The sequence below is a fragment of the Xanthomonas translucens pv. undulosa genome, from assembly GCF_017301775.1.
Classification (GTDB): domain Bacteria; phylum Pseudomonadota; class Gammaproteobacteria; order Xanthomonadales; family Xanthomonadaceae; genus Xanthomonas_A; species Xanthomonas_A translucens.
In genome coordinates, this window is record NZ_CP063993.1 from 3237962 (window position 1) to 3262576 (window position 24615).

A 24615-nucleotide genomic window follows, 5' to 3' on the forward strand; every position below is an offset into this window, starting at 1 on the left:
GCGCGCCCCCTTTACTAAAGGGGGTAGCGCTGTTGCGCAATCGCGCACCAGCCCCACACTTTGCTGCGCAAAGTGCGGGCCCCGGCTCATAAGCCTCCACAACCCCGCGCCTATCGGCGCGCCCCCTTTACTAAAGGGGGCTGTGCTCCAGGCAGGATGCGGTGATTGGTCAAATCCTTGTATCTACAGCTCCGCCTTGCGCGGGGCGTTTTGTTTTTGGGAGCGACTTGAGGGCGTGCTTGCGGGTGTGGCGTGTCGCGCGTTCTGCGGGTAGGGTGCCGGGTGTCGCCACTGCCGATGGATGCATGCCATGGAGCCTTCTGCCAGTCTTGAATTGAAGGTGTTCGTGCCGGCGCGCGATTTCGCGCTGTCCGTGGAGTTCTATCGCGAGGTGGGATTCGTGGCGGAGCCGCTTGGCGAGGGACTCGCCTGTTTTCGCCACGGCGAGCGCTGTACGTTCCTGCTGCAGGATTTCTACGAGCAGGCGCTGGCGCACAACCTGATGCTGCATCTTTGGGTGGAGGATGCCGATGCCTGGTGGCGGCTGGATGCTGCCGATCTGGTCGGCCGCTTTGGCGCGCGCGTCGGCGTGCCGGAGGATCGGCCCTGGGGCATGCGCGACTTCAGCCTGCACGATCCGGGCGGGGTGCTGTGGCGGATCGGTCACGCCTTGCCGGGGTGAGCGAGGAGCCGGCGTCCATGCCGCGTGGGTGCCGCCGTTGCTGTGGTGTTCGCCTGCATGGCGGTATGCGGCCGGTTTGGCCGTAAGCGACGCGTCGCCACCCTCCGCCACCTCGCCGTGTGCTGACCGAATGCGTGCGCAGCGCTGCCGCGATGGGCGGATCAGCGGCGATGTGAATCGCGTGCATTGCGCTGGCACCGCCGAAGACGGCAAGCTTGCGCCATGTCCGAACCGCTCAGATCCATCCATGTCGTCGCCGGGGTCATCATCGATGCCCGCGGCCGTATTTTGCTGGCCCGGCGGACCGAGGGCCGCGACCTCGCCGGTCTGTGGGAGTTCCCCGGCGGCAAGCGCGAGCCGGGCGAGACCTCCGAACAGGCCCTGGTGCGCGAGTTGCAGGAGGAACTGGGCATCGAGGCGGCGGTCGGCGCACAGCTGATCGAGGTGCCGCAGCGCTATCCGGACAAGCGGCTGCGCCTGGAGATGCGCCAGGTGCTGTCGTGGAAGGGCACTGCGCGCGGTCGCGAAGGCCAGGCGCTGACCTGGGTGGCGCCGGACAAGCTGGACCGCTACGCGATGCCACCGGCCGACCGGCCGGTGGTGGCGATGCTGCGCCAGCCCGATCGCTATCTGGTGACGCCGGAGCCGGTCGATGCCGAGCGCTGGCTGGCATCGCTGGAGCGCGCGCTGCAAGGCGGCGTGCAGCGCGTGCAACTGCGCGCGCGCAGCCTGCCGGCGGCGCAATGGCAGCCGCTGGCGCGGGCCGCGGCGGCGCTGTGTGCGGCGCGCGGGGCTCAGGTGCTGGTCAATCGCGATCTGGCGCTGGCGCAGGACTTGGGCGTCGGCGTGCATCTGGGGTCGGAGCAGCTGGCGCAGTTCGACGCGCGCCCGCTGCCGCCGGGGCACTGCGTCGCCGCGTCCTGCCATCGTCTGGAGGAACTGCAGGCGGCGCAGCGGCTCGGCTGCGACTTTGCGGTGGTCGGCCCGCTGGCGGCCACCGCCAGCCATCCCGGCGCCGCGCCGCTGGGGTGGGACGCGTTCGAGCGCCTGCGCGAGGAAGTGGCGCTGCCGCTGTACCCGATCGGCGGCCTGCTGCCGGCGCAGATCGCCGAAGCGCGCCGGCATGGCGGCCAGGGCATCGCCGCGATCCGCGGCTTGTGGCCGCTGGACGTGGACGCGGCCTGAGCGTTGGCGGGTGGGGTGCGACTTCAGTGGCGACGCGCATTCCCGGCAATGCGGTTGCGACGGATGGCCCCAGGCACCCGGAGTCGCTGCTGCAACATTCGCCGATGGCGGGGCTGCAAGTCGCAAGCGCGCTAGAAGCTGATCCAGAAGCAGTTGTACTGCCGGCGCAGGCGCAGCACGGTGGCTGTCGGCGTGGCGCTACCGGCGAGGGTCTGCTCCAGGCGCAAGCCGGTGGCGCGCGCGCGCGGCGGCGCGGTGCCGGTCGCGGTCGGCGCTGTCGCAGGCACGGCGTCGGGCGCATCTTGTGCGGTAGTGGCGGAGGTCGCCGATGTCGTCGGCATGACCGGGGCCGGATCCATCTGTGCCGACGCTTGCGCCAGCACCGGCACGATCGCGACCAGCGGCCGCCGGGTGATCGCATCGAGGCGGTCGAGGATCGGCCGCGCCGCGTCGTTCGAGACGCCGTTCCACCAGTACAGCGTGGACAGGCGATTGACGTCGCGCGCGTCCACCGCGGTACGGATCTGCTGCGCCAGCTCGCTGAGCCGGCGCACGCATTGCGGCCGGTACAGGCCGCTGGCACCTTTGCTGGCGGTACTGGGCGCGGTGCGCGGCGGCAACCGGTCGATCGCGCCCAGGTCCTCGCAACGGCGGTCGCTGAACACCGTGGCGCCGTCGGCGCCGGTGCAGCGATTGACCTTCTGCGCGGCGGCGGGCGTGGCGCATAGACAGAGCAGCAGCATGATCGACGAGGGGGCACGCATCGCGCCAGCCTAGCTGCCGGGCTGGCGTGTGGAAAGGTCGAAGGATGGGCGCAGGTGCAGGTGGCAGCCTGGACGAAGCAGGCGAGCGCGATTGCTGTGGGATGGGTGCCTGTGCTGCTGCTTCGCGGGGGCGGTGTGTTTGACGGCTTCGCTCGTCGCGATTGAAGTCGCTCCCACAGGAGGTTCTGCCGGGCGAGGCCCTAAGGCTGCTGTAGGAGGGGCTTCAGCCCCGACCGGTTGGTTCCGAAGCCAGCCAAGCTTGCGACACCGTTTGTCGCGGCTGAAGCCGCTCCTACAAGGGATTCTTCGAGGCGCTGCGAAGGCGTTGGGGGGAGGGGCTGCAGTCCCGACGCTGTCCGCCATCGGGATGCCTGCCGACGTCGCCGGCGCAGGCTCCGCTCACTCCAGGCGCGACAGCACGCTGATGGTGGGCTTGGCCAGGTTGAGCGTGTAGAAGTGCAGCGCCGGCGCGCCGCCGGCGAGCAGGCGTTGGCACAGCGCGGCGACCAGGTCTGCACCGAATTCGCGGATCGCGTCGCCATCGTCGCCGAGGGCCTGCATGCGCTTGCCGATCCAGCGCGGGATCTCAGCGCCGCATTGCTCGGAGAAACGCCGCAGCTGGCTGAAGTTGGAGATCGGCATGATCCCCGGCACGATCGGGACCTGCACGCCGAGCTTGCGCACCGCATCGACGAAATGGAAATACGCGTCGGCGTTGTAGAAGTACTGGGTGATCGCGCCATCGGCACCGGCCTCGACCTTGGCCTTGAAGTGGCGCAGGTCGCTCAGCGCGTCGCTGGCCTGCGGATGCGTCTCCGGATACGCACCGACCTCCAGGTGGAAGGCATCGCCGTGCTCGGCGCGGATGAAGGCGATCAGGTCGGCGGCGTAGCGCAGGTCGCCGGGATGGCCCATGCCCGAGGGCAGGTCGCCGCGCAGCGCGACCAGGCGCCGGCAGCCGATCGCGCGGTACAGCTTGAGCAGCTCGCGGATTTCTTCGCGGCTGCCGCCGACGCACGATAGGTGCGGGGCCGCCTCGAAGCCGTGGTGCTGCTTCAGATGGCGCACCGTCTCGGAGGTGTAGCTCAGCGTCGAGCCGCCAGCACCGAAGGTGCACGACACGTACTCCGGCGCGTAGGTCTTCAGGCGCGCGGCGGTGCGGTCCAGTTGCGCACGCTGTTCGTCTGTCTTGGGTGGGTAGAACTCGAAACTGATGGCGGTCATGGGCGCGGCGCGTCAGGTGTTCGCTGAAGTATATCTCTTCATCCGGATGGATATGCGATTGAAATAGGCGGCCCTTGCGTTGCGTTCGCTTCGGCGCCGATCGCCGCGCGCGCTGCTGCCGTGCGGCGGGTGCGCTTTGCTACAGTCGCCGCCTTCATTTGTCTACGCGGAGCCGCACCCCATGACCAGCCCAGCCTTCTACCCGATCGGTACTCCCGGCGTGTCCTGGGGCGCCGCCGAGAAGGCGGCCTGGCTGACCCGACAGCAGCGCCGGCGCAGCTACCAGGACGAGGTGGTGGCGGTCATCGCGCGTCTGCGCGGGCAATGGGACGTGGTCGAGTACGGGGAACTGGCGTATGCGCAGGCGCGCTATCCGCTACTGGCGTTGCGCAGCTGCGACTGGGACGATGCCTTGCCATGCATGCTGGTCACAGGCGGTGTGCATGGCTACGAAACCAGCGGCGTGCATGGTGCGCTGCAGTTCGCCGAACGCTACGCGGGCGACTACGCCGGTCACGCCAACCTGCTGGTGGCGCCGTGCGTAAGCCCGTGGGCCTACGAGCGCATCCAGCGCTGGAACGCGGACGCCCTCGATCCCAACCGCTCGTTCCGCGAGGACAGCCCGGCGCAGGAATCGGCCGCGCTGCTGCGCCTGGTCGTGCCGCTGCGCGGTCGGGTGCTGATGCACATCGACCTGCACGAGACCACCGACAGCGACGAGTCCGAATTCCGCCCGGCGCTGGCCGCGCGCGACGGCGTCGGCTACGAGCCCGAGGGCGTTCCCGACGGTTTCTACCTGGTCGGCGATAGCGACAACCCGCAGCCGGCGTTCCAGCAGGCGGTGATCGCGGCGGTGGCGCAGGTCACGCATATCGCGCCGGCCGATGTGCAGGGCAAGATCATCGGCTCGCCGGTGGTGGCGCACGGCGTCATCCATTACCCGGTGAAGACGCTGGGGCTGTGTGCGGGCATCAGCGACGCGCGCTACACCACGACGACCGAGGTCTACCCGGATAGCCCCGCCGCCACGCCCGAGCAGTGCAATGCCGCGCAGGCGGCGGCGATTCGTGCGGCGATCGATTACGCGTTGGCGTATCCGCAGTAGGCGCCAGACGTGAAAAGCGGAACGTGCTGGGTGTCTGCGCGATGGCAGGCATCGCGGCGCACCGACGCCTTTTCTGTAGGAGGGGTTTCAACCCCGACGCTCCAGCGGTAGGGAAAAGTCCGGGCGGAACAGCGGGCTGGTCGGAGCAATGCGATGACGGCCGCTACTCGGGTGTCCAGTGCGCACGGTGTCCATCGCCCACGGGGCGCGCTACGCTTGCCCGCTCCTCGTGCCCGTGCTCGCCATGTCCATCGTCCTGACTCCTTTCGCCCGCACTCGTCTGTTCCCGCGCGACGCGCGCCGCAACGCGATCCAGGACTGCACGCCCGAGCAGTTCGAGCGCCACCTCAACGACACCGCACCGCTGCAGGTGCTGGCCGGCTACGCGCCATTCTGTAAGCTGCACGTGCACCGCAACTGGACTTCGACCCGCTGCCTGACCGCACCGATCACCGATGCCAATCGGCACCTGTTACGTTCGGGCTACGAAGCGCGCAGCAGGGAGGAGTTGCCAGTGCTGGTGCGCTGGTTCGAAGGCGTCGCGCCGCCGGTCGCCGCGTACCTGCTGCCGATCCTCTACAGCCGCGAACAACTGGCGCGCGAGGGCGCGCCGATCGAGGCCGAGTGGGGCGTGGTCGGCTGCCTCTACACCGCCGAGCCGCAGGAGATCCCGATGGCACCGATCACCATGCTGCGCAATGCGCTGGGCGTGGAAGAAGGCGGCTCGGGCGTGGCGCTGGACCGCGAGGCGTATCGGCGCAGCGTGGCGTTCTGGGAACGCAATGCGAATTGGCGCGAATAAGCGCCACCGCGTTCCGGTTGCGCACATATCTGCGGCATGCGTCGCGGGCGCGGCCTGATCGCAGGTCCTGGTCGTCGGCGCAAGGACGCAGGCCATCGATGCGTGTTAGGTTCCCGCCTCGTAAGGATCGGAGCGGAGGATTGCGATGTCGCTGCAGGTGATCGGAGCGGGACTGGGCAGGACCGGCACCTTGTCGCTGAAGTTCGCGCTGGAGCATCTTGGATTCGGGCCCTGCTATCACGCGACCGAGGTCGTGGCGAACATGCGCACGGCGTTGCCATTGTGGAACGCAGCCGAGCGCGGCGCTGCTGACTGGCCGGCGATCTTCGCCGGCTATCGCTCCAGTACCGATCATCCAGGGTGTTACTACTGGCGGCAATTGATCGAGGTGTATCCGCAGGCGAAGGTCGTGCTGACCGTGCGTGATCCGGACAGCTGGTTCGAGTCGGTGACCCAGACCATCCTGGTGCCGGGCAGAAAGAGCGCCTTTATCGGTCCGGAAGGAGAAATATTCAGCGCGTTTCTGAAGAGGCAGTTCACCGGCCGCAGCGATGATCGCGCCTTTATGGTCGATTATTTCAAGCGGTGGAATCAGGCGGTCGTCGACACCGTGCCGGCAGACCGGCTGCTGGTGTTCTCGTCGCGGCAGGGCTGGGCGCCGCTGTGCGCCTTCCTGGGCGTACCAGTGCCTGCGCAGGCGTATCCGCATCTGCACGCGCGGCCGCGGTTGCGCTGGTTCGCACGCGGCCTGCGCTTGCCCGACGACATCGCGGCGCGTGAGCGGCATGTTCGCGATTATCTCGACTACCTGCGCCAGGATCTGTTCGGATGAATAGGCATTGTGTACGACGATTTGCGCTCGTTGTACGCGCGCGTGCGCGATAGCGAATGTTCGAAAAGAGAGTGTTGTCGGGAATATTGACCGGTCATGCGAATATTGTTACTTTGAAAGAAGTAGGCGCTCCATCATTTTTGAAAGTTATTGACAGGTGAATGTGATGAAAATCGCAAAAAAAGCTTTGTCACATGCGTTTTCGAAACTATTGATGGTGTTCGGCCCGCGTAAGGTCGCGTATATCTACACACAATGACCGCGGTTTCCGAAGGTTGATCCTGGCAGGCTGATCGGAGTAAGTCGTGCAACGGGCGCACCGACTGCTGCGGCGAGCGATCTCCCGCTGCACGCAACTTCGCAGCCTGCCCATATCTCGAGTGCGCCGACGCTTCCTTCCATTGGCGTGCGGTTTTGCATCGAACTGGCCGACATGGGCTTCGATGTATATTGCCGAGCGCGGATGCATTCCGTGTGCCAAGCGCCACCGATCCGAGCAGGGCCGACAGGACGCCGACGTGGGCATGCCTCCCAAACAACGGGAATATCCCAACCGCTTCTTCGATTCCACCGTGTGGAACGATTTCGTTTTCCGTACCGATGACATCGTCATCGCCAGCTACGCGAAGGCAGGAAACACCTGGGTCCAGCAGATCGTCGCGCAGCTGATCTTCGCCGCCGATGCGCAGGTTCCGGTGTCCAGCGTGTCGCCATGGTTGGATTCGGTGTATCCGGACAAGGCGACCAAGCTGCGGTTGCTGGCCGAACAGCGCCATCGCCGGTTCGTGAAGACCCATCTTCCGGCCGATGCGCTGGTGCTATCCGAGCAGGCGCGCTATCTCTACGTCGGCCGCGATGGCCGCGACATCGTCTGGAGCCTTTACGACCACCAGCGTGCGGTGAGCGTGGACGCGCAGGCGCGCCTGGACGCGGAGCCGCGCAGCGGCGGCAAGCTGAAGGTGATGCGGCCGCCCGCATGCCCGGTCGCCGAGTACTTCGAAACCTGGTTGCGCGAGGACGGCGCCCCGCTGTGGCCGTTCTGGGAAGGCGTGCGCTCCTGGTGGGTGTTGCGCGACTGCGACAACGTGCTGCTGGTCCATTACGCGGCGCTGCTGCAGGACCTGCCTGCGCAGGTGCGACGCATCGCCGCCTTCCTCGATGTTCCGCTGGACCCGGCGCGTTGCGAACGCGTACTGCGGCATTGCAGCCTTGAGTACATGCGCGCGCATGCCGCGCGCTACGTTCCGCAGGGGGCCGGCTTCTGGCGCGACGGCGGGCGGGCGTTCTTCAACCGTGGCTGCAATGGGCGCTGGCGCGAAACCCTTGCACCTGCCGCCAACGCGGCCTATCTGCAGCGCGCCGCCGCCGAACTCGGTGCCGATTGCGCGCATTGGCTCGCCACCGGCGAATCTGCCGGTGCCGCGCATGCGGTGGTCGGTATGGTCACCTAGGCGCGCTCTCCATTCACTGTCCAGGTAGGGCCATGCACGCATCGTCGGCGCACGCGTACGACCGAGTTTCGCAATACTACGATCTGCTGCAGGAACGGCGAGCCGCCGCCAACACGCCGCAGTGCGTAGAGCTGTTGGCTGCGCTGGTGGGCGGCGGCAGGGCGCTGGAGTTGGGTGTCGGCACCGGCCGTATCGCCCTGCCGCTCGCGGCCAGCGGCGCAGTGGTGAGTGGGATCGACAACTCTCCGCTCATGCTGGACAGGCTGCGTGACAAGCCGGGCGCCGAGCGCCTGACGCTGGTATGCGGCGATTTCCTCGATGTGCCCATCGCCGGGCCGTTCGACCTGATCTACTCGGTGTTCTCGTTCGGCTATCTGCTGGCGCAGAGCGCGCAGGTACGCTGCATGGTCGCGGTGCGCGAGCGCCTGTCGGCCTCCGGCGTGTTCGTCCTGCAGACCCTGGTGCCGCAGGCGGAGATGCTGCAGGCCGGCGCCAAGGTGACGCCGGTGCTGGACGCGCCGGCCTTGGACGCGGGCGATGCGCCGGTGCTGTTGTTGTGCTCCAGTACCGATCCGGTGCGGCAGCTGGTGCAGCAACGCATCGTGCTGATCGGCGAGTCCGGCACCCGTATCTTCAACGACCGCTATCGCTACGTGTGGCCGTCGGAACTGGACCTGATGGCGCGCCTGGCTGGCTTGGAGTTGCAGGAACGCTGGTCGGACTGGGCGCAGCAGCCCTTCGACGCACGCGCCCGCTCGCAGATCTCCGTCTACCGTCGCGCCGGGTAATCACGGCAATGCCGCCGCCGGTATGGTACGGGTCGCTGCGGGTTTGCGCGAATGGTTGGGTGTGCCGCCAGACGCCCTGGTGGCCGCGCGCGCTCCGGGTACGCGGGATCTTAAACACATCGGGCGCCTTGCGGCGCCCGATGTGCGACTGATGAGCGATGCAGCAACCACTCAGTACCGGTAATGCTCCGGCTTGTACGGCCCATCGACCGAGACGCCGAGGTAGGCGGCCTGGTCGTCGCTGAGCGTGGTCAGCTTCACGCCGATCTTTTCCAGGTGCAGGCGCGCCACTTCCTCGTCCAGCTTCTTCGGCAGGCGGTAGACCTGCTTTTCGTAGCTGTCCTTGTTCTGCCACAGGTCGATCTGCGCCAGGGTCTGGTTGGCGAAGCTGTTGGACATCACGAAGCTGGGGTGGCCGGTGGCGCAGCCCAGGTTGACCAGGCGGCCTTCGGCCAGCAGGAAGATCGCGTTGCCGTTCGGGAACACGAACTTGTCCACCTGCGGCTTGATGTTGATCTTCTGCACGCCGGGGTAGGCATACAGCGCCTCGACCTGGATCTCGTTGTCGAAGTGGCCGATGTTGCAGACGATGGCCTGGTCCTTCATCTGCGTCAGGTGCTCGATGCGGATGATGTCCTTGTTGCCGGTGGTGGTGACGTAGATGTCGGCCTGGCCCAGGCTGTCTTCGACGGTATTGACCTCGAAGCCTTCCATCGCCGCCTGCAGCGCGCAGATCGGGTCGATCTCGGTAACGATGACGCGGGCGCCGTAGGCGCGCAGGCTGTGCGCCGAACCCTTGCCGACATCGCCGTAGCCGCAGACCACCGCGACCTTGCCGGCCAGCATCACGTCCATCGCGCGCTTGAGGCCGTCGGCCAGCGACTCGCGGCAGCCGTACAGGTTGTCGAACTTGCTCTTGGTCACCGAGTCGTTGACGTTGATCGACGGCACCAGCAGGGTGCCGGCCTCGGCCAGCTGGTACAGGCGGTGCACGCCGGTGGTGGTTTCCTCGGACACGCCCTTCCAGTCCTTGACCACGCGGGTCCAGTAGCCGGGGCGCTCGACAGCCACGCGCTTGAGCAGGTCCTTGATCACCTGCTCTTCGTGCGAGGCCGCGGGTTCGTCCACCCACTTGGAGCCGTTTTCCAGTTCGTAGCCCTTGTGGATCAGCAGGGTGACGTCGCCGCCGTCGTCCACCACCAGCTCCGGGCCGGTCTGGGTGCCGTCGGGCAGGGTGAAGGTCAGCGCGTGCAGGGTGCAGTCCCAATATTCCTCCAGGCTCTCGCCCTTCCAGGCGAACACGGGGGTGCCGGTGACGGCGATCGCCGCGGCGGCGTGGTCCTGGGTGGAGAAGATGTTGCACGAGGCCCAGCGCACGTCGGCGCCGATGTCCTTCAGCGTCTCGATCAGCACCGCGGTCTGGATGGTCATGTGCAGCGAGCCGGTCACGCGCACGCCGGCCAGCGGCTTGGCGGCGGCGTACTGGCGGCGGATCGACATCAGCCCCGGCATCTCGTGCTCGGCGATGTCCAGCTCCTTGCGGCCCCAATCGGCCAGGGAGATGTCGGCGACCTTGTAGTCGCCCTCGGTGGAAAAGCTCTTGCGTACAGCGTTCATCAGTAATGCTCCGGTCAATGGCGAGAAAACTCGCGAAGGTCCGGGCGCCGTTGTCGCTCAAGCCTGCCGCCGAGCCTGGCCGGGTCTGCAGGCGGGGAACCCCGCATCGACACGGTCGCAGCGCCCCTCGGCGGAGGGACAACAAATTATAGCGGCAGTGGCGTGAGGCGCTTGAATGCGGCGCTGCGGCCTGGGACGCGGCGCACACCGGCATCCATCGACAGCCGTTGACGACAGTTCCGTGACGGGGTCTGGCGGCTTCGGCCGGGCGGCCTCTCGGCCTGGGCTGCGGGGCATGTCCTGGGTCCTGGACACCTTGCATGGCCCCCGATGGTTCGCTTTGTAATCGTTACCACGCTGGGCGAGCGACTAATACTTTTGGGTTAGTCTTGCGACGCCCCCCACCGCCGAGCCATGCGTTTCCGATGAACGAGTACCGCAGCAGCATCGTGTTTGCCACGCCCGATATCCCCTTGCGCGACGACGTGCGCCGACTGGGGGCGCTGGTCGGCGACCTGCTCGCCGAGCAGGTGTCTGCGCAGTTTCTGGACGAGATCGAAACCGTCCGCACCACCGCGATCGCGCGCCGCGAGCGCGATGCGCCGCCGTCCTCGCTGAGCGAGCAGCTTTACGGGCGTACGCCGCGCGACGCCGAGGCGCTGGTGCGTGCGTTCAGCACCTACTTCCAGGTGGTCAACATCGCCGAGCGCGTGCACCGCATCCGCCGCCGCCGCGACTACCAGCGCAACAGTGCCGACACGCCGCAGCCGGACGGCCTGCACGATGCGTTGCGCCGGCTCAAGGCGCAGGGGGTGAGCGCGCAGGAACTGGGCGAGTGGCTGCCGCGCATCGACGTGGAGCCGGTGTTCACCGCGCACCCGACCGAAGCGGTGCGCCGCGCGTTGCTGGAGAAAGAGCAGCTGATGGTGGCCAGCCTGGTCGACAACCTCGACGGCATGCGCACGCCCGGCGAGCGCGCCACCGATGCGGCGCGCTTCCGCATGGCGTTGACCGCGTCGTGGCAGACCGCCGATTCCTCGCCGGTGCGGCCGACCGTGGAAGACGAGCGCGAGCATGTCGGTTTCTACCTGACCCAGGTGCTGTACCGGGTGGTCCCGGTGATGTACGAGACCCTGGAGCATGCGATCGAGGAGACCTACGGCGCGCCGCTGCCGCTGCCGCGGCTGCTGCGCTTCGGTACCTGGGTCGGTGGCGACATGGACGGCAATCCGAACGTGGATGCCGGCACCATCACCGCCACCCTCGACGCGCAACGCCGCGCGGTGCTGGACCGTTATCTGAAGGAACTGTGGCAGCTGGCCAGCCTGCTCAGCCAATCGACCACGCTGGTGACGGTCAGCGATGCGTTGCTGGCGCAGCTGCAACGCTATCGGCAACTGCTGCCCGAGGCCGCGGCGCGCTCGCGGCCGCGCCATGGCGACATGCCGTACCGCCTGCTCAACGACCTGATGCGCGCGCGCCTGCAGGCGACGCTGGACGACGCGCCGGGTGCCTATGCCGCGCCGGCCGAACTGGAACAGGACCTGCAGTTGATCCTGGACAGCCTGCAGGCCAACAAGGGCCTGCACGCCGGCTGGTTCGCGGTGCGCCGGCTGCTGTGGCGGGTGCGCAGCTTCGGCTTCCACTTGGCGCGGCTGGACGTGCGCCAGGAGTCCAGCGTGCATGCGCGCGCGGTCGCCGCGGCGCTGGGCGACGACGGCTGGGATGCGCGTTCGCCCAAGGAGCGCGCCGCCGTCCTCGGCGCCTATGCCGGCGGCGAGCAGACCTTGCCGGCGGCCACCGGCGATGCCGGCAACGCGCGCCTGGACGCGGTGTTCGCCGCGCTCGCCGATGCGCGCGCGCGCCATGGCGCCGATGCGCTGGGCAGCTACATCATCAGCATGGCGCACAACCGTGCCGACGTGCTGACCGTGCTTGCCTTGGCCCGGCGCGGCGGCCTGGTCGATGCGCAGGGCGCGGTGCCGCTGGACATCGTGCCGCTGTTCGAGACCGTGGACGATCTGCGCGGCGGCACCGACACGCTGCGCGACCTGCTCGCCGATCCGGTCTACCGGCGCCACCTGGCCGCGCGTAACGACGTGCAGATGGTGATGCTCGGCTATTCGGACAGCGGCAAGGACGGCGGCATCGCCGCTTCGCGCTGGGGCCTGCAGCGCGCGCAGGTGGAACTGCTCGACGCGGCCGCCGACCTCGGCATCCGCCTGACCTTCTTCCACGGCCGCGGCGGTTCGATCGTGCGCGGCGGCGGCAAGACCACGCGTGCGCTGGAAGCGGCGCCGCGCGGCAGCGTCGATGGCCGCCTGCGGGTGACCGAGCAGGGCGAGGTGATCCACCGCAAGTACGGCATCCGCGCGCTGGCGTTGCGCTCGCTGGAGCAGATGACCGGCGCGGTGCTGCTGTCGAGCCTGCGCCCGCGCGCGCCGGACGCGCGCGAGGACGCGTGGCGGCCGGTGATGGACATCGTCGCCGAGCACAGCACCGTCGCCTACCGCAGCTTCGTCGGCGATGCCGAGTTCATGCGCTATTTCCGCCTGGCCACGCCGATCGACGTGATTGAGCGGATGACCCTGGGCTCGCGGCCGTCGCGGCGGCTGGGCCAGGACGCGGCACTGGACAACCTGCGCGCGATTCCGTGGGTGTTCGCGTGGAGCCAGGCGCGTGCGGTGATTCCGGGCTGGTACGGCGTCGGCAGCGGCCTGCGCGCGGCGGTGGAGGCCGGCCACGAGGACACGCTGCGCGAGATGGCCGCCGACTGGCCGTTCTTCCGCACCTTCCTCGACGACATCGCGATGGTGCTGTCCAAGGGCGACCTCAACATCGCCGAGATGTTCTCGCGCCTGGCCGGGCCGCTGCACGCGCGCTTCTTCCCGCGCATCCGCGACGAACTGGCGCTGACCAAGGGCTGGGTGAAATCGCTGACCAGGCAGGCGTCGCTGCTGCAGCACGACCCGCGGCTGGCGCTGTCGATCCGCCTGCGCAATCCCTACATCGACCCGATCAGCGTGCTGCAGGTGGACCTGCTGCAGCGCTGGCGGGCCACCGACGGCGAGGACGAGGACTTGCTGCGCGCGCTGGTGGCCTGCGTCAACGGCGTCTCGCAGGGCGTGCAGAACACCGGCTGACGGGGAAGCGCCGGGCAGTCCCCGCAGCGGCGCCGCCGGGCGCGCTGCGGGACGGCAGCGACGCGCGCGGATCGACGCTGCGCTTGCAAGCGGACAACATTGTCCGATAATCCTCGGCATGGACTTCCGTGCCGATGCCGCTCAACGCCGCCGCCTGCTGCTCGACGCGGCCGACGAGGTGTTCTGCGAGCACGGCGTGCTGGCGCCGCTGGAGCTGGTGGTCGAGCGCTCCGGCGTGGGCCGGGCCACGCTGTACCGCAATTTCGCCGACCGTGCGCAGCTGATGATTGCGCTGCTGCAGCGCGCCCTGGACGGGCTGGACTGCTGCGCGCGCGATATCGGCGAGCGCCCCGACGGCCTGTTCCTGCTGCTGCGCGATGTCGCCGAGCACATCGCGATGTCCGCGCCGCTGGCCGACTATTGGCGCTCGATGCCGCGCGACCATCCGCAGATCGAAGTGGCGCATGCGCGGCTGATGGCGATCCTGCTGCCGTTCCTGCAGCGCGCCACCGACGCCGGCCTGTGCCGCGCGGGCCTGGACGGCGACGACCTGGCCCTGTTGATGGACATGCTCGGCGCCTGCCAGCGCGGCAGCGACGAAGCCGAACGCAAGGCGTTGGCGCTGCGCGCTTGCCGGCTGCTGTGCCATGCGCTGGCCACGCCTGCGGCGGCGACGCTATGAGCCTGCGTCGCGGGCGAGGGCAGGGCCGCGCTGCCGCCGCGATCGCCGCGCAGCGGCGCTGGCCGGCATGCATGGCGCGCGCGGCGGCGGCGTTGGCGATCGTGCTGGCCAGCGTCTGCGGTGGGCTGTTCCTGGCCTACCTGCCGCATACCGGCACCCTGGTGCGCTACGCCTCGGCGCTGCTGTGGCTGGCGATGGGCGGCGCCGCGCTGTGGGGCCTGCGCCACCATCGCGACTACCGCGTGCTGCCGTGGATCTTCGCCGTGGCCTGCGCCGGCCTGGTGTTCGGCTGGTCGCAGTTGCTGCCCGAGCAGAACCGCGACTGGGCCGACGACGTGGCGCAGGCGTTACAGCCGCAGCTCCACGACGGCCATTTCGTCACCTTGCACAACGTGCGCAACTTCACCTGGCGCAGCGACAGCGACTACACGCCGCGCTGGGAAACCCGCCAGTACGACCTGGACCGGCTTGTCTCGGCGGACCTGGCGCTGTCCTACTGGATGGGGCCGGCGATCGCCCACACCCTGGTCTCGTTCGGCTTCGACGACGGGCGCCGGGTGGTGTTCTCGCTGGAGATCCGCAAGGAGCGCGGCGAATCGTTCTCGGCGCTGGCCGGGTTCTTCCGCAATTTCGAGCAGGCGATGATCGCCGCCGACGAGCGCGACATCCTCGCCGTGCGCAGCAACGTGCGCGGCGAGGACATCTATCTGTACCGCCTGAACATTCCGCGCACGCAGCTGCGCCAGCTGTTCCTGGGCTATGTGGCGCGCGCGCAGCAGCTGCAGCGCACGCCGCAGTTCTACAACACCGCCACCAGCAACTGCACCACCATCGTGTTCGAACTGGTGCGCAAGTTCGAACCGCAACTGCCGCTGGATTACCGCTTGCTGCTGTCCGGCTATCTGCCGTCGTATGTGTACGCGCAGCACGGCTTCGTGCCGGGCTACGCGCTGGCCACGCTGCAGGCGCGCGGGCGCATCGGCGAGCGCGCGCGCCAGGCCGGTACCGGCGCCGATTTTTCGCAGCGTATCCGTGCAGGCATCCCCGGCGAAGAACTGCCCGGAGCGCCGCGCTGATGCACGCCGCGCAGGCAATGCGGCAGCTGGCGGCGCGCGCGCTGCTGGCCGTGGGCCTGCTCGCCGGGTCCGGTTGCGCCGATCTCGTCGGCGGTGCGCTACAACTCGATCATTGCCCTGCGCAATCCGGCGCTGCCGCTGGCTGACGCCGACGACGGGCTGGTGCCGTGCCGCAGCGCGCATCTGCAGGGCGCCGAATCGGAGCTGGTGATCACCTCCGGACGCAGCGTGCAGGAGACGCCGCAGGCGATCCTGGAGATCCGCCGCATCCTGCATGCGCAGATCGTGTCGGAGTGATGCGGTGCAGTCGATGGTGCCAGGCCAGCGCGACCTGTGGGAGCGGCTTCAGCCGCGACAAGCTCTACGGATAGCAGCTGTCGCGGCTGCAGCCCCTACAGTGGCGTCATGAAGCGCTGGCTGTCAGCGAGAAAAATGCCGCAGCCACACGTACCTGCAATACGCATGCGTATGTCTCGATGACGTATCGCATTTGCGTTCACCTATGAACTCCGTCACGCATCTGCAAACATCGGCGCACACAATGCGCCGCAGTTGTTAACGGGCCGTCAGTTCGCACGGCCCAGCTCCGACACGGAACCTCCCCAGATGTTCGCCCAGTTGCCGGCTCGATGCCGGCGATACGGGCAGTGCTTTGCCTTCTCCGGCCGCAGCGTCGCTGCGTGCCGGGACACCACCCACGTCCTGATGGAATTCTCATGAACCACGCATCGCGCCGCGCCAGGCCGCACCGGCTTGCCGGATCCATCGCCCTGGCCCTGAGCCTGGCCCTCGCCGCCGCCGCCCACGCCGAAGACCCCGCGCAGGCGCAGAACAACGCCAGCGACGACACCGCACCGGCCGCGGCCAAGGGTAACGCGCAGACCCTGTCGACCGTGACCGTCGCGGCGAACCGCTACACCGCCGCCGACATGCAGATGGCGGCCAGCAACACCGCCAATGTGCTGTCGGCCGACGACCTGAAGTACACCGCCGTGCACAACATCGCCGAAGCGCTGGGCCTGCTGCCGGGCGTCAACGTGGTCAACACCGGGCAGTCGTACTTCGGCGGCGTCGATGGCGCCGCGCGCGGCGAGGGCATGTTCGCCTCGGTGCGCGGTCTCAACGCCGAATACAACGTCAACCTGATCAACGGCGTCAACGTCGCACAGGGCATGCCGTACAGCCGCAGCGTGCAGCTGAGCCTGTTGCCGCCGTCCGGCCTGCAGACCATCGTGTTGAACAAGACCTCCACCGCGGCGATGGACGGCGATGCGATCGGCGGCACCATCGATTACCGCACGCCCAGCGGCTTCGACTACAGCGACCCGCTCGGCGGCAGCATCACCGCCAGCGGGCGCATGGAAAGCCGCGCCCGCGACTACGACGAGAGCGGCCTGGGCAAGGGCGCGGCCGGCGAGTTCCATGCCAAGTTCGGCAGCGAGCACCAGTTCGGCCTCTACGCCAGCGCCTATTACGACGAGCGCCACTACGTGAACAGCGAAGTGGCCAATGCCGCGGCCGCGCGTGGCGACTGGAACAAGAAGTACTTCTCCCGCACCACCGCCAGCGGCGCTCCGGCGCCTGGCGACAACCCGGAAGCGCTGCTGTTGGCGACCGGTGCCAACATCGGCTATTCCGGCGGCGACACCAAGCGCTATGGCGGTAATGTCTCCTTCGACTGGCATGTGGATCCGAGCCTGCAGCTGTACGCGCGGGCGACCTACGCCTATGCCAAGACCGAGCAGAACACCGGTTACACCCAGCTGGTGCCGGCCAGCGCCAGCCTGACCCAGATCGGCACGACCGGCGTGTACCAGCCGCAGATCAACCGTGTGGCGGTGCGCTACTGGTACGAGACCAACCCGGAAGTGGCCGACATCGCCACGTTCCAGTTCGGTGCCGACAAGCAACTCGGCAACTGGACGCTGTCGCCGAACCTGTTCTACGGCTATGGCGACAACGACCGTCCGGACCACGTCGAGGTCTCCGCACGCGTGGATCAATACACGTCCACCCAGTTCCCGTACGGCGCCAACAGCTTCGTCGGCTACGACAGCGCAGGCTTCCCGATGCCGTTGCTGACGCCGGCGATCCAGGCCCAGGCCAGCGACATCGGCAGCCTGTACGCACGCCGCCACGGCCAGCTGTCCAAGTCCTACAGCGGGCAGAAGAAGGGCGGCGCCAAGTTCGACGCGCGCTACGACGTCGACGCCGGCGCGCTGAGCAGCGTGCAGTTCGGTGTGAAGTACGTGGACAGTTCGCGCGAGTTTACCGAGCGCGACTGGACCACCGCCAAGTTCACCGACGGCACCCTGCTGGAGAACACCGGCCTGGTCGGCGGCAGCTACGATGCGGTGTATCCGGGCAAGTACGACTACCCGACAGTCAAGCTGAGCAACTCGGCGCTGAAGGCATCGATCGCGCAGTACCTGACCCCGGGCAGCTTCGACACCTGCGGTAGCCTGGCGATCAACAACCAGAACTGCAATACCATGCGCGGCACCGAGGCAGTGGCCGCGGCCTATGCGATGGCCACGTTCAAGACCGGCGACCTGGAGATCATCCCCGGCCTGCGCTTCGAACAGACCAGCATCCGCAATACCTACTGGACCATGCCCAAGGACAAAGGCGGCAACGAACTGGCCGGTTACTTCCAGAACAACCACACCACCTACGACGTGCCGTTGCCCAGCGTGTTCCTGAACTACCGCCCCGGCAACGCCAACGCGGTGTACCGCGCCTCGGTGTGGACCAGCTACACGCGCCCGGCGTTCGTGCAGCTCGGCGGCGGCGTCAACTACGACGTGGCCGTTGATAAGAGCCCCGTCGTCACCACCATCACCGAAGGCAATCCCGACCTGAAGCCGATCAAGGCGGTCAACGTCGATGTGTCCGGCGAGTGGGATAACGGCGTCGGCGGCCACGTGATGCTGGCCGGCTACTACAAGCGCCTGTCCGACTACATCTACGAGAACGGCTCGGACGCGGCCAATGCCGGCGCCAACACCGACGCCACCGGCGTGCGCTACGTGCGTCCGCAGAACGGCGGCGACGGCAAGGTGCTGGGCGTGGAAGCGGCGGTGCGGCAGACCCTGCAGGGCATGCCGGCGCCGCTGGACGGCTTCGGCATCGGCGCCAACGTCACTCGCCAGTCCACCCGCGTCGATCTGGGCATGACCGGCTTCCACGACGAGCGCATCCAGAATGCGCCGGACCTGATGGCCAATGCCGAGCTGTTCTACGAGAAGGGGCCGCTGTCGGTGAACCTGAGCTACCACTACTCGGGCGAATACGTGTCGGTCTACGACTACCTGGGCCAGGGCGCCAGCTGGGACGACCTGTGGGTGAAGCCGATCACCCGCGTCGACCTGCACGTGGGCTATGCGGTCAACGAGCACCTGCGCGCCGACCTGTCGGTGGCCAACCTGAGCAATCGCCTCAGCTACTGGGCGCACGTCGGCCGCAACAGCACCGCGATCTCGGACATCGTCGATGCCGGGCGCACCAGCCTGCTGACCGTGAAGTACACGTTCTGAGCCAGCGGTCTGCGCATCGCAGACCTTCCTCGCGCGTCGCGGCATAGGGCCGCGGCGCGCGTTGGCGTTCATGCGCGGCGGCATGATGATCGGTGCAGGCTGGTAGCCTTGGACCAGGCCACGCGATGGATCGGTCGCGGCTGTGGCGCAGTCGCGTCCTGCGGCGTCCGCCGTGGGTCGGCGCAGACTGCGCCACGACCGTGGCACTGCGCGTGCAGCGCGAACGATTTCCCTTTTTGACTGGAACAGAAGATGAGCAAGTGCATGCGTTGGATGCTGTGTATGACCCTGGCGGCGACGGCGGGCGCGCAGGCGCGGCCGGCGCAGGATGCGGCGCCGCAGTTGCAGGTCGAGCAGGTGGTGATGCTGTTCCGCCACGGCGTGCGTGCGCCGCTGCAGGGCGAGGCCGCGGCGGCGGCATTGGCCGACCGTCCGTGGCCGCTGTGGGACACGCCGGCGAGCCTGCTGACCGCGCACGGCCGCACCGGCGTGCAACTGAGCGGCGACTATACCCGGCAATGGCTGCTGCGCGAGGGCGTGCTGCCGGCCACGGGTTGTCCTGCGGCCGGTGCGGTCAGCGTCTACGCCAATACCGACCAGCGCACCATCGCTAGCGCGCAGATCCTGGCCGAAGCGCTGGCGCCCGGTTGCGGGCTGCAGGCCGGGCATCAGCCGCAAGGCAGCGACGATCCGCTGTTCCGTCCGGTCGAGGCCGGTGCGGTGGATTTCGATGCGGACGCGGCGGTGGCCTCGATCCAGCGCCAGACCGGCGGTCCCGGCGCGGTGGTCGCGCCCTATGCGAAGGAACTGCGCACGATGCAGCAGATCCTCGGCTGCAGCGCGAAGACCTGCGATTTCGAACACATGCCCTCGTCGCTGAGCGCCAGCGCCAATGGCCGCGGCATCGCCATGCACGGTCCGCTGGACCTGACCTCCGGCACCGCCGAGGTGCTCATCCTGCAATACACCGAAGGCCTGCCGCTGGATCAGGTCGGCTGGGGCCGCGCCACCCGCGAACGCATCGGCGTGGTGTCGCGGCTGCATGCGTTGCTGTTCGAGATCTACGCGCGGCCGCAGTACATGGCCGCGCGTGCCGGCGCGCCGCTGGCGCGGCGGGTGCTGGACACGCTGGGGGTGGCGCACGCGCCGAAGCTGAGCGTGCTGGTTGCCAGCGATACCCATATCGCCGCGCTCAGCGGCTTGCTCGACCTGCACTTCCATCTGCCCGGTTTCGGCCAGGACGACGCGCCGCCGGGCGGCGCGCTGGTGCTCGAGCAGCTGCGCGACGTGCGCAGCGGCCAGCGCTATGTGCGCCTGCGCTACCAGGCGCAATCGCTGGACCAGCTGCGCGCGCTGACCCCGCTGAGCCTGCGCAAGCCGCCGCTGCTGCAGACCTTGCGCGTGCCCGGCTGCAGCGACGCCAAGACCCAGCTGTGCACGTTGCCGCAGTTCCAGAAGGTCTTGCAGGAATCGCTGCAGCGGCGCGGCTGAGAGGGCATTCCCGCGGCTTGCCTTGGCGTCAGGCGTGTCGCCTGCCGGTAAGAAGTGCAGCTGCCGCCGCTTGTTGTAGGAGCGGCTTCAGCCGCGACCGGGCGCTTCCGGTAACGCCCGGTCGCGGCTGAAGCCGCTCCTACAGGGGGCGATGCGCGTTCTGCCACGAACAAAAAAACGGGCCGCAACGCGGCCCGTTTTCGTGCAAGCGCGGGCAAGCCGGCTTACTTCAGCTTCGCGTCCGCGCGCAGCGCGTCGGCGCGGTCGGTCTTTTCCCACGAGAACGCCGTGGCGCTGTGCTGCGCGCCGGTGCCGTCGGTGTAGGTGAACACCTTCGGGGTGCGGCCGAAGTGGCCGTACGAGGCGGTCTGCTGGTACATCGGGTGGATCAGGTCGAGCATCTGCAGGATGCCGAACGGACGCAGGTCGAAGTGCTTGCGGATCAGCTTCTCGATCTTGTCGTCGGCGATCTTGCCGGTGCCGAAGGTGGTGATCGAGATCGAGGTCGGCTCGGCCACGCCGATGGCGTAGGAGACCTGCACTTCGCAGCGGTCGGCCAGGCCGGCGGCGACCACGTTCTTGGCCACGTAGCGCGCCGCGTAGGCCGCGGAACGGTCGACCTTGGACGGATCCTTGCCGGAGAACGCGCCGCCGCCGTGGCGCGCCCAGCCGCCGTAGGTGTCGACGATGATCTTGCGCCCGGTCAGGCCGCAGTCGCCCACCGGCCCGCCGATCACGAACTTGCCGGTCGGGTTGATGTGGAACTTGGTGCCCTTGTGCAGCCACTTGGCCGGCAGCACCGGCTTGAGGATTTCCTCGCGCACGGCTTCGACCAGGTGCTTCTGCTTGATGTCCGGGTCATGCTGGGTGGACAGCACCACCGCGTCGATCGCGGTCGCCACGCCGTCTTCGTAACGCAGGGTGACCTGGCTCTTGGCGTCCGGGCGCAGCCACGCCAGCGGCGAGTTCTTCTTCTTGCGGACCTTGGCCTGCTGCTCGACCAGGCGGTGCGCCAGGTGGATCGCCGCCGGCATGAAGCTGTCGGTCTCGCGGGTGGCATAGCCGAACATCAGGCCCTGATCGCCGGCTCCCTGTTCTTCCGGCTTTTTGCGGTCCACGCCCTGGTTGATGTCCGGCGACTGCTTGCCGATCAGGTTGAGCACGCCGCAGGTCTCGCCGTCGAAGCCGACGTCGGAGCTGTTGTAGCCGATGTCCAGGATCACCTTGCGGGTCAGCGCTTCCAGGTCGATCCAGGCGCTGGTGGTGATTTCGCCGGCGACGATCGCAACGCCAGTCTTGACCAGCGTTTCGCAAGCCACGCGGGCGCGCTTGTCCTGGGTCAGGATCGCGTCGAGCACCGCATCGGAGATCTGATCGGCGATCTTGTCCGGGTGGCCTTCGGAGACCGATTCGGAGGTGAAGAGATAGCTGGACATCGCGGCTATATCCTTGTATTCGGATGAAAAGATGGACACGCATGATACACGGGCGCGCGGTACTGTGCATTGTGCCGCTGGCGGTGTTGGGCAAGGTTAACCGCTCAGCCGACGGGGCTGCCGGCGTCACCTTGCCGTAGCCATATTGCAAAAGCGGTGTCGCCGCGGGGGCCGAAGCTGTGCGCAGTCAGCCAGGGGGGCTTGCCGTGCTCGCACTCGAACGTCGTCTGCAGGATCGCTACCCGCACTGGTTCGCCGGGCGCCGCTCGCGGCTGGTCAGGCCGCTGCTGCGCGGCCTGCAGAAATGGTCGGGCCTGGATGCGCTGGAGGCGTTCCTCGGCGCCAACCATGAGCTGCGCGGCTTCGCCCTGGTCCAGGCCGGGCTGGATTTCCTGCAGGCGCGCTATGCGGTCGCGCCGAGTCCCGCCGCGTGCATTCCGGCACGCGGGCGCCTGCTGATCGTCGCCAACCATCCGTCCGGCGCGCTGGACGCGCTGGCGCTGCTGGATTGCGTGGGCCAGGTGCGGCGCGACGTGAAGATCGTCGCCAACGATTTCCTGTGGGCGCTGGAAGGCCTGCGCGAGCTGCTGCTGCCGGTGCGCATCCTCGGCGGCGCGCCGTCGCCGGCCAGCGTGCACGCGATCGAGCAGGCGCTGGAGCAGGAGCAGTGCGTGATCGTGTTCCCGGCCGGCGAAGTGTCGCGGCTGGGCTGGGGCGGGGTGGCCGACGCGCGCTGGCGCCGCGGTTTCACCCGCTTCGCGCTGCGCACCGCCACCCCGGTGTTGCCGGTGCGCATCCATGCGCGCAACTCGACGCTGTTCTACGGCGCCTCGGCGCTGTTCAAGCCGGCCGGCACCGCGTTGCTGGCGCGCGAGATGTTCGCCCGCCGCGAGCGCCGCATCGCGCTGAGCCTGGGCCACGCCCGCACACTGCCGCAGGGCCAGTCCGACGCCGAACTGATGCGCGGGCTGCGCCGCGAGCTGTATGCGCTGGGCCGCACCGGCGCCAGCGCGCCGGCGCCGAGCGAGGAGCCGCTGGTTGCGGCCGAGGACCCGGCCGCGGTGGCGGTGGAGGTCGCCGCGCTGCGCAGCCTGGGCCAGACCGTGGACGGCAAGCAGATCCGCGTGGGCCGCTTGCGTGCCGGCTCGGTGCTGCTGCGCGAGATCGGCCGCCTGCGCGAACTGACCTTCCGCGCGGTCGACGAGGGTACCGGCCGGCGCCTGGACCTGGACGACTACGACACCTGGTACGAGCACATCGTGCTGTGGGACGGCGCCGCTGCGCGCGTGGTCGGCGCCTACCGCGTGGCCCGCGGCGCGCCGGTGCTTGCCGAGCGCGGCCTGGCCGGCTTCTACACCGCCGGGCTGTTCCGCTACGGCGAAGCGCTGCTGCCGCGCATCGCCGCCGGCATGGAACTGGGCCGCAGCTTCGTGGTCTCGGACTACTGGGGCAGCCGCAGCATCGACTACCTATGGCAGGGCATCGGCGCCTACCTGCGCGACTACCCGCAGGTGCGCTACCTGTACGGCGCGGTCTCGATCAGCGCGGCGCTGCCGCGGCAGGCGCGCGAGCAGATCGTGGCCTACTACGGGCACTACTACGGCGATGCGCTGGGCGAGGCGGCCTCGGCGCGGCCGTTCGATTATGCGCAGGCGCCGCCGGCGTTCCACGCGCTGGACGCGGCGACCGCGTTCAAGGTACTCAAGGGCAGCCTGGATGCGCTCGGCGCGGCGGTGCCGATGCTCTACAAGCAATACACCGAGCTGTGCGAGCCGGGCGGCGCGCGCTTCCTCGCCTTCGGCGTCGACCCCGCGTTCAACGACGCAGTCGATGGCCTGATCGAACTGGATCTGCAGCGCATCCGCAGCAATAAGCGCATGCGCTACCTGGAGCGGCCCCGCAGCGAAGCAGAGGTGACGGCATGAACACGGTGAGCAGCTTGTCACCGCCCCCACGGCGGGCGGTGTTCGTGTCCGACGTGCATCTCGGCGCGCCGCATTGCCATGCGCGCGAGCTGGCCGATTTCCTCGGCGGCCTGCAGTGCAAGCAGCTGTATCTTGTCGGCGACATCGTCGATTTCTGGTGGATGGCGCAGCGCCGCGCGGTGTGGGGCGCGGCGCACCAGCGCGTGATCGATGCGCTGCATGCGCTGGCGCGCGGCGGCACCGAACTGATCTACGTGCCCGGCAACCACGACCGCCCGATCCGCCGCTTCTGCGGCCTGGCGCTGCCGGCGATGCAGGTGCGCCGGCGCGCGGTGCACGAGACCGCCGACGGGCGCCGGCTGCTGGTGGTGCATGGCGACGACTACGACGCGGTCACTCAGTTCGGCGGCCTGCAGGAGAGGTTCGGCGACTGGCTGTACTACCGCATCCTCACCGGCAACCAGCTGACCAATCGCGTGCGCCGCCGCTTCGGCATGCGTTACTGGTCGCTGGCCGATTACCTGAAGCGGCAGAGCAGCGCCGCCGAGCGCTATATCGAGCGCTTCGTCGATGCCGGCCTGGACGACGCGCGCCGCCGCGGCCTGGACGGCGTGGTCTGCGGCCACGTGCACCGCGCCGGCCTGTTCGAGCGCGACGGCCTGGTCTACGCCAACGATGGCGACTGGGTCGAGAGCCTCACCGCGCTGAGCGAGGACCACCAGGGCCGGCTGCAGTTGCTGTCGCATACCGGGCAAGTGCTGCAGACCCTGGCCCCGCGCGTGTTGCGCCTGCCGCAGGCGGCATGATCGCGCGCTGGTTGTGGTAGCCGCATTCCCGTCGGCCCGCGCCAGGCTCCACCTGTAGGAGCGGCTTCAG

18 protein-coding genes, 1 pseudogene and 1 riboswitch are annotated in these 24615 nt (G+C 68.5%); of the genes and pseudogenes, 15 read left to right on the top strand and 4 right to left on the bottom strand.

Translation table 11 applies throughout. The annotated features are described in order from the left end of the window. Positions 1 to 310: 310 nt before the first annotated feature. Positions 311 to 682, top strand: a complete 372-nt coding sequence (locus ISN38_RS13730; RefSeq protein WP_038236390.1) for a VOC family protein — start codon at positions 311 to 313, stop codon at positions 680 to 682. A gap of 222 nt (positions 683 to 904) precedes the next feature. Continuing rightward, on the top strand, positions 905 to 1867 hold the full coding sequence (locus ISN38_RS13735; protein WP_058358882.1) for a Nudix family hydrolase: 963 nt from the start codon (positions 905 to 907) through the stop codon (positions 1865 to 1867). A 131-nt stretch (positions 1868 to 1998) separates the two neighbouring features. Here the strand turns inward: ISN38_RS13735 and ISN38_RS13740 are convergent, their stop codons facing one another. Together ISN38_RS13740 and metF are read right to left on the bottom strand one after the other, a co-directional pair. Further along, the gene (locus ISN38_RS13740) at positions 1999 to 2631 is read right to left on the bottom strand and encodes a DUF4124 domain-containing protein (protein WP_058358881.1); all 633 of its coding nucleotides are present in this window, start codon (positions 2629 to 2631) and stop codon (positions 1999 to 2001) included. 399 nt (positions 2632 to 3030) lie between these two features. Continuing rightward, the gene (gene metF, locus ISN38_RS13745; RefSeq protein ID WP_003465495.1) at positions 3031 to 3855 is read right to left on the bottom strand and encodes a methylenetetrahydrofolate reductase [NAD(P)H]; all 825 of its coding nucleotides are present in this window, start codon (positions 3853 to 3855) and stop codon (positions 3031 to 3033) included. A 181-nt stretch (positions 3856 to 4036) separates the two neighbouring features. Between metF and ISN38_RS13750 the strand changes: the two genes are divergently transcribed. The 5 genes from ISN38_RS13750 to ISN38_RS13770 all read left to right on the top strand — a co-directional run bounded on the left by ISN38_RS13750 (position 4037) and on the right by ISN38_RS13770 (position 8833). Beyond that, a complete protein-coding gene (locus tag ISN38_RS13750; RefSeq protein ID WP_206711851.1) occupies positions 4037 to 4960 on the top strand; it encodes a M14 family metallopeptidase in 924 nt (307 codons plus the stop codon). A 244-nt stretch (positions 4961 to 5204) separates the two neighbouring features. After that, positions 5205 to 5762 (top strand): DUF3228 family protein, encoded by a 558-nt coding sequence (locus tag ISN38_RS13755; RefSeq protein ID WP_003465491.1) that lies wholly within the window; start codon positions 5205 to 5207, stop codon positions 5760 to 5762. 145 nt (positions 5763 to 5907) lie between these two features. After that, positions 5908 to 6594, top strand: a complete 687-nt coding sequence (locus ISN38_RS13760) for a sulfotransferase family protein (RefSeq protein WP_003465489.1) — start codon at positions 5908 to 5910, stop codon at positions 6592 to 6594. Between the two features lie 518 nt (positions 6595 to 7112). After that, positions 7113 to 8045: a sulfotransferase domain-containing protein gene (locus ISN38_RS13765; protein ID WP_003465488.1), complete on the top strand. Its 933-nt coding sequence runs from the start codon at positions 7113 to 7115 to the stop codon at positions 8043 to 8045. A 32-nt stretch (positions 8046 to 8077) separates the two neighbouring features. Beyond that, positions 8078 to 8833: a class I SAM-dependent DNA methyltransferase gene (locus ISN38_RS13770; RefSeq protein ID WP_003465486.1), complete on the top strand. Its 756-nt coding sequence runs from the start codon at positions 8078 to 8080 to the stop codon at positions 8831 to 8833. 171 nt (positions 8834 to 9004) lie between these two features. Here the strand turns inward: ISN38_RS13770 and ahcY are convergent, their stop codons facing one another. Then, entirely contained in the window at positions 9005 to 10450 is a 1446-nt protein-coding gene (gene ahcY / locus ISN38_RS13775) for an adenosylhomocysteinase (protein WP_058363114.1), read from the bottom strand. 35 nt (positions 10451 to 10485) lie between these two features. Continuing rightward, positions 10486 to 10585: riboswitch (S-adenosyl-L-homocysteine riboswitch) on the bottom strand. A 290-nt stretch (positions 10586 to 10875) separates the two neighbouring features. Here ahcY and ppc point away from each other — a divergent pair. The 6 genes and pseudogenes from ppc to ISN38_RS13805 all read left to right on the top strand — a co-directional run bounded on the left by ppc (position 10876) and on the right by ISN38_RS13805 (position 20378). Further along, the gene (gene ppc / locus ISN38_RS13780) at positions 10876 to 13593 is read left to right on the top strand and encodes a phosphoenolpyruvate carboxylase (protein ID WP_058361593.1); all 2718 of its coding nucleotides are present in this window, start codon (positions 10876 to 10878) and stop codon (positions 13591 to 13593) included. Between the two features lie 118 nt (positions 13594 to 13711). Continuing rightward, entirely contained in the window at positions 13712 to 14275 is a 564-nt protein-coding gene (locus ISN38_RS13785) for a TetR/AcrR family transcriptional regulator (RefSeq protein ID WP_003465481.1), read from the top strand. A 71-nt stretch (positions 14276 to 14346) separates the two neighbouring features. Further along, positions 14347 to 15351, top strand: a complete 1005-nt coding sequence (locus ISN38_RS13790; protein WP_038236418.1) for an Lnb N-terminal periplasmic domain-containing protein — start codon at positions 14347 to 14349, stop codon at positions 15349 to 15351. A 78-nt stretch (positions 15352 to 15429) separates the two neighbouring features. Continuing rightward, positions 15430 to 15648, top strand: a pseudogene (locus tag ISN38_RS13795) (alpha/beta hydrolase); the annotation flags it as partial. Between the two features lie 419 nt (positions 15649 to 16067). Further along, the gene (locus tag ISN38_RS13800; RefSeq protein ID WP_003465476.1) at positions 16068 to 18887 is read left to right on the top strand and encodes a TonB-dependent receptor; all 2820 of its coding nucleotides are present in this window, start codon (positions 16068 to 16070) and stop codon (positions 18885 to 18887) included. 252 nt (positions 18888 to 19139) lie between these two features. Next, complete coding sequence (locus ISN38_RS13805) at positions 19140 to 20378, top strand: histidine-type phosphatase (RefSeq protein WP_047325281.1); 1239 nt, start codon at positions 19140 to 19142, stop codon at positions 20376 to 20378. Between the two features lie 224 nt (positions 20379 to 20602). Here the strand turns inward: ISN38_RS13805 and metK are convergent, their stop codons facing one another. Then, the gene (gene metK, locus ISN38_RS13810; protein WP_003465472.1) at positions 20603 to 21814 is read right to left on the bottom strand and encodes a methionine adenosyltransferase; all 1212 of its coding nucleotides are present in this window, start codon (positions 21812 to 21814) and stop codon (positions 20603 to 20605) included. Between the two features lie 206 nt (positions 21815 to 22020). On the opposite strand from metK, the gene olsF reads away from it, so the two are divergent. Then, the gene (gene olsF, locus ISN38_RS13815; RefSeq protein WP_206711852.1) at positions 22021 to 23739 is read left to right on the top strand and encodes a bifunctional ornithine lipid synthase OlsF; all 1719 of its coding nucleotides are present in this window, start codon (positions 22021 to 22023) and stop codon (positions 23737 to 23739) included. After that, complete coding sequence (locus tag ISN38_RS13820) at positions 23736 to 24545, top strand: UDP-2,3-diacylglucosamine diphosphatase (protein ID WP_003465468.1); 810 nt, start codon at positions 23736 to 23738, stop codon at positions 24543 to 24545. The genes olsF and ISN38_RS13820 overlap by 4 nt, the downstream gene beginning before the upstream one ends. Positions 24546 to 24615: the final 70 nt, after the last annotated feature.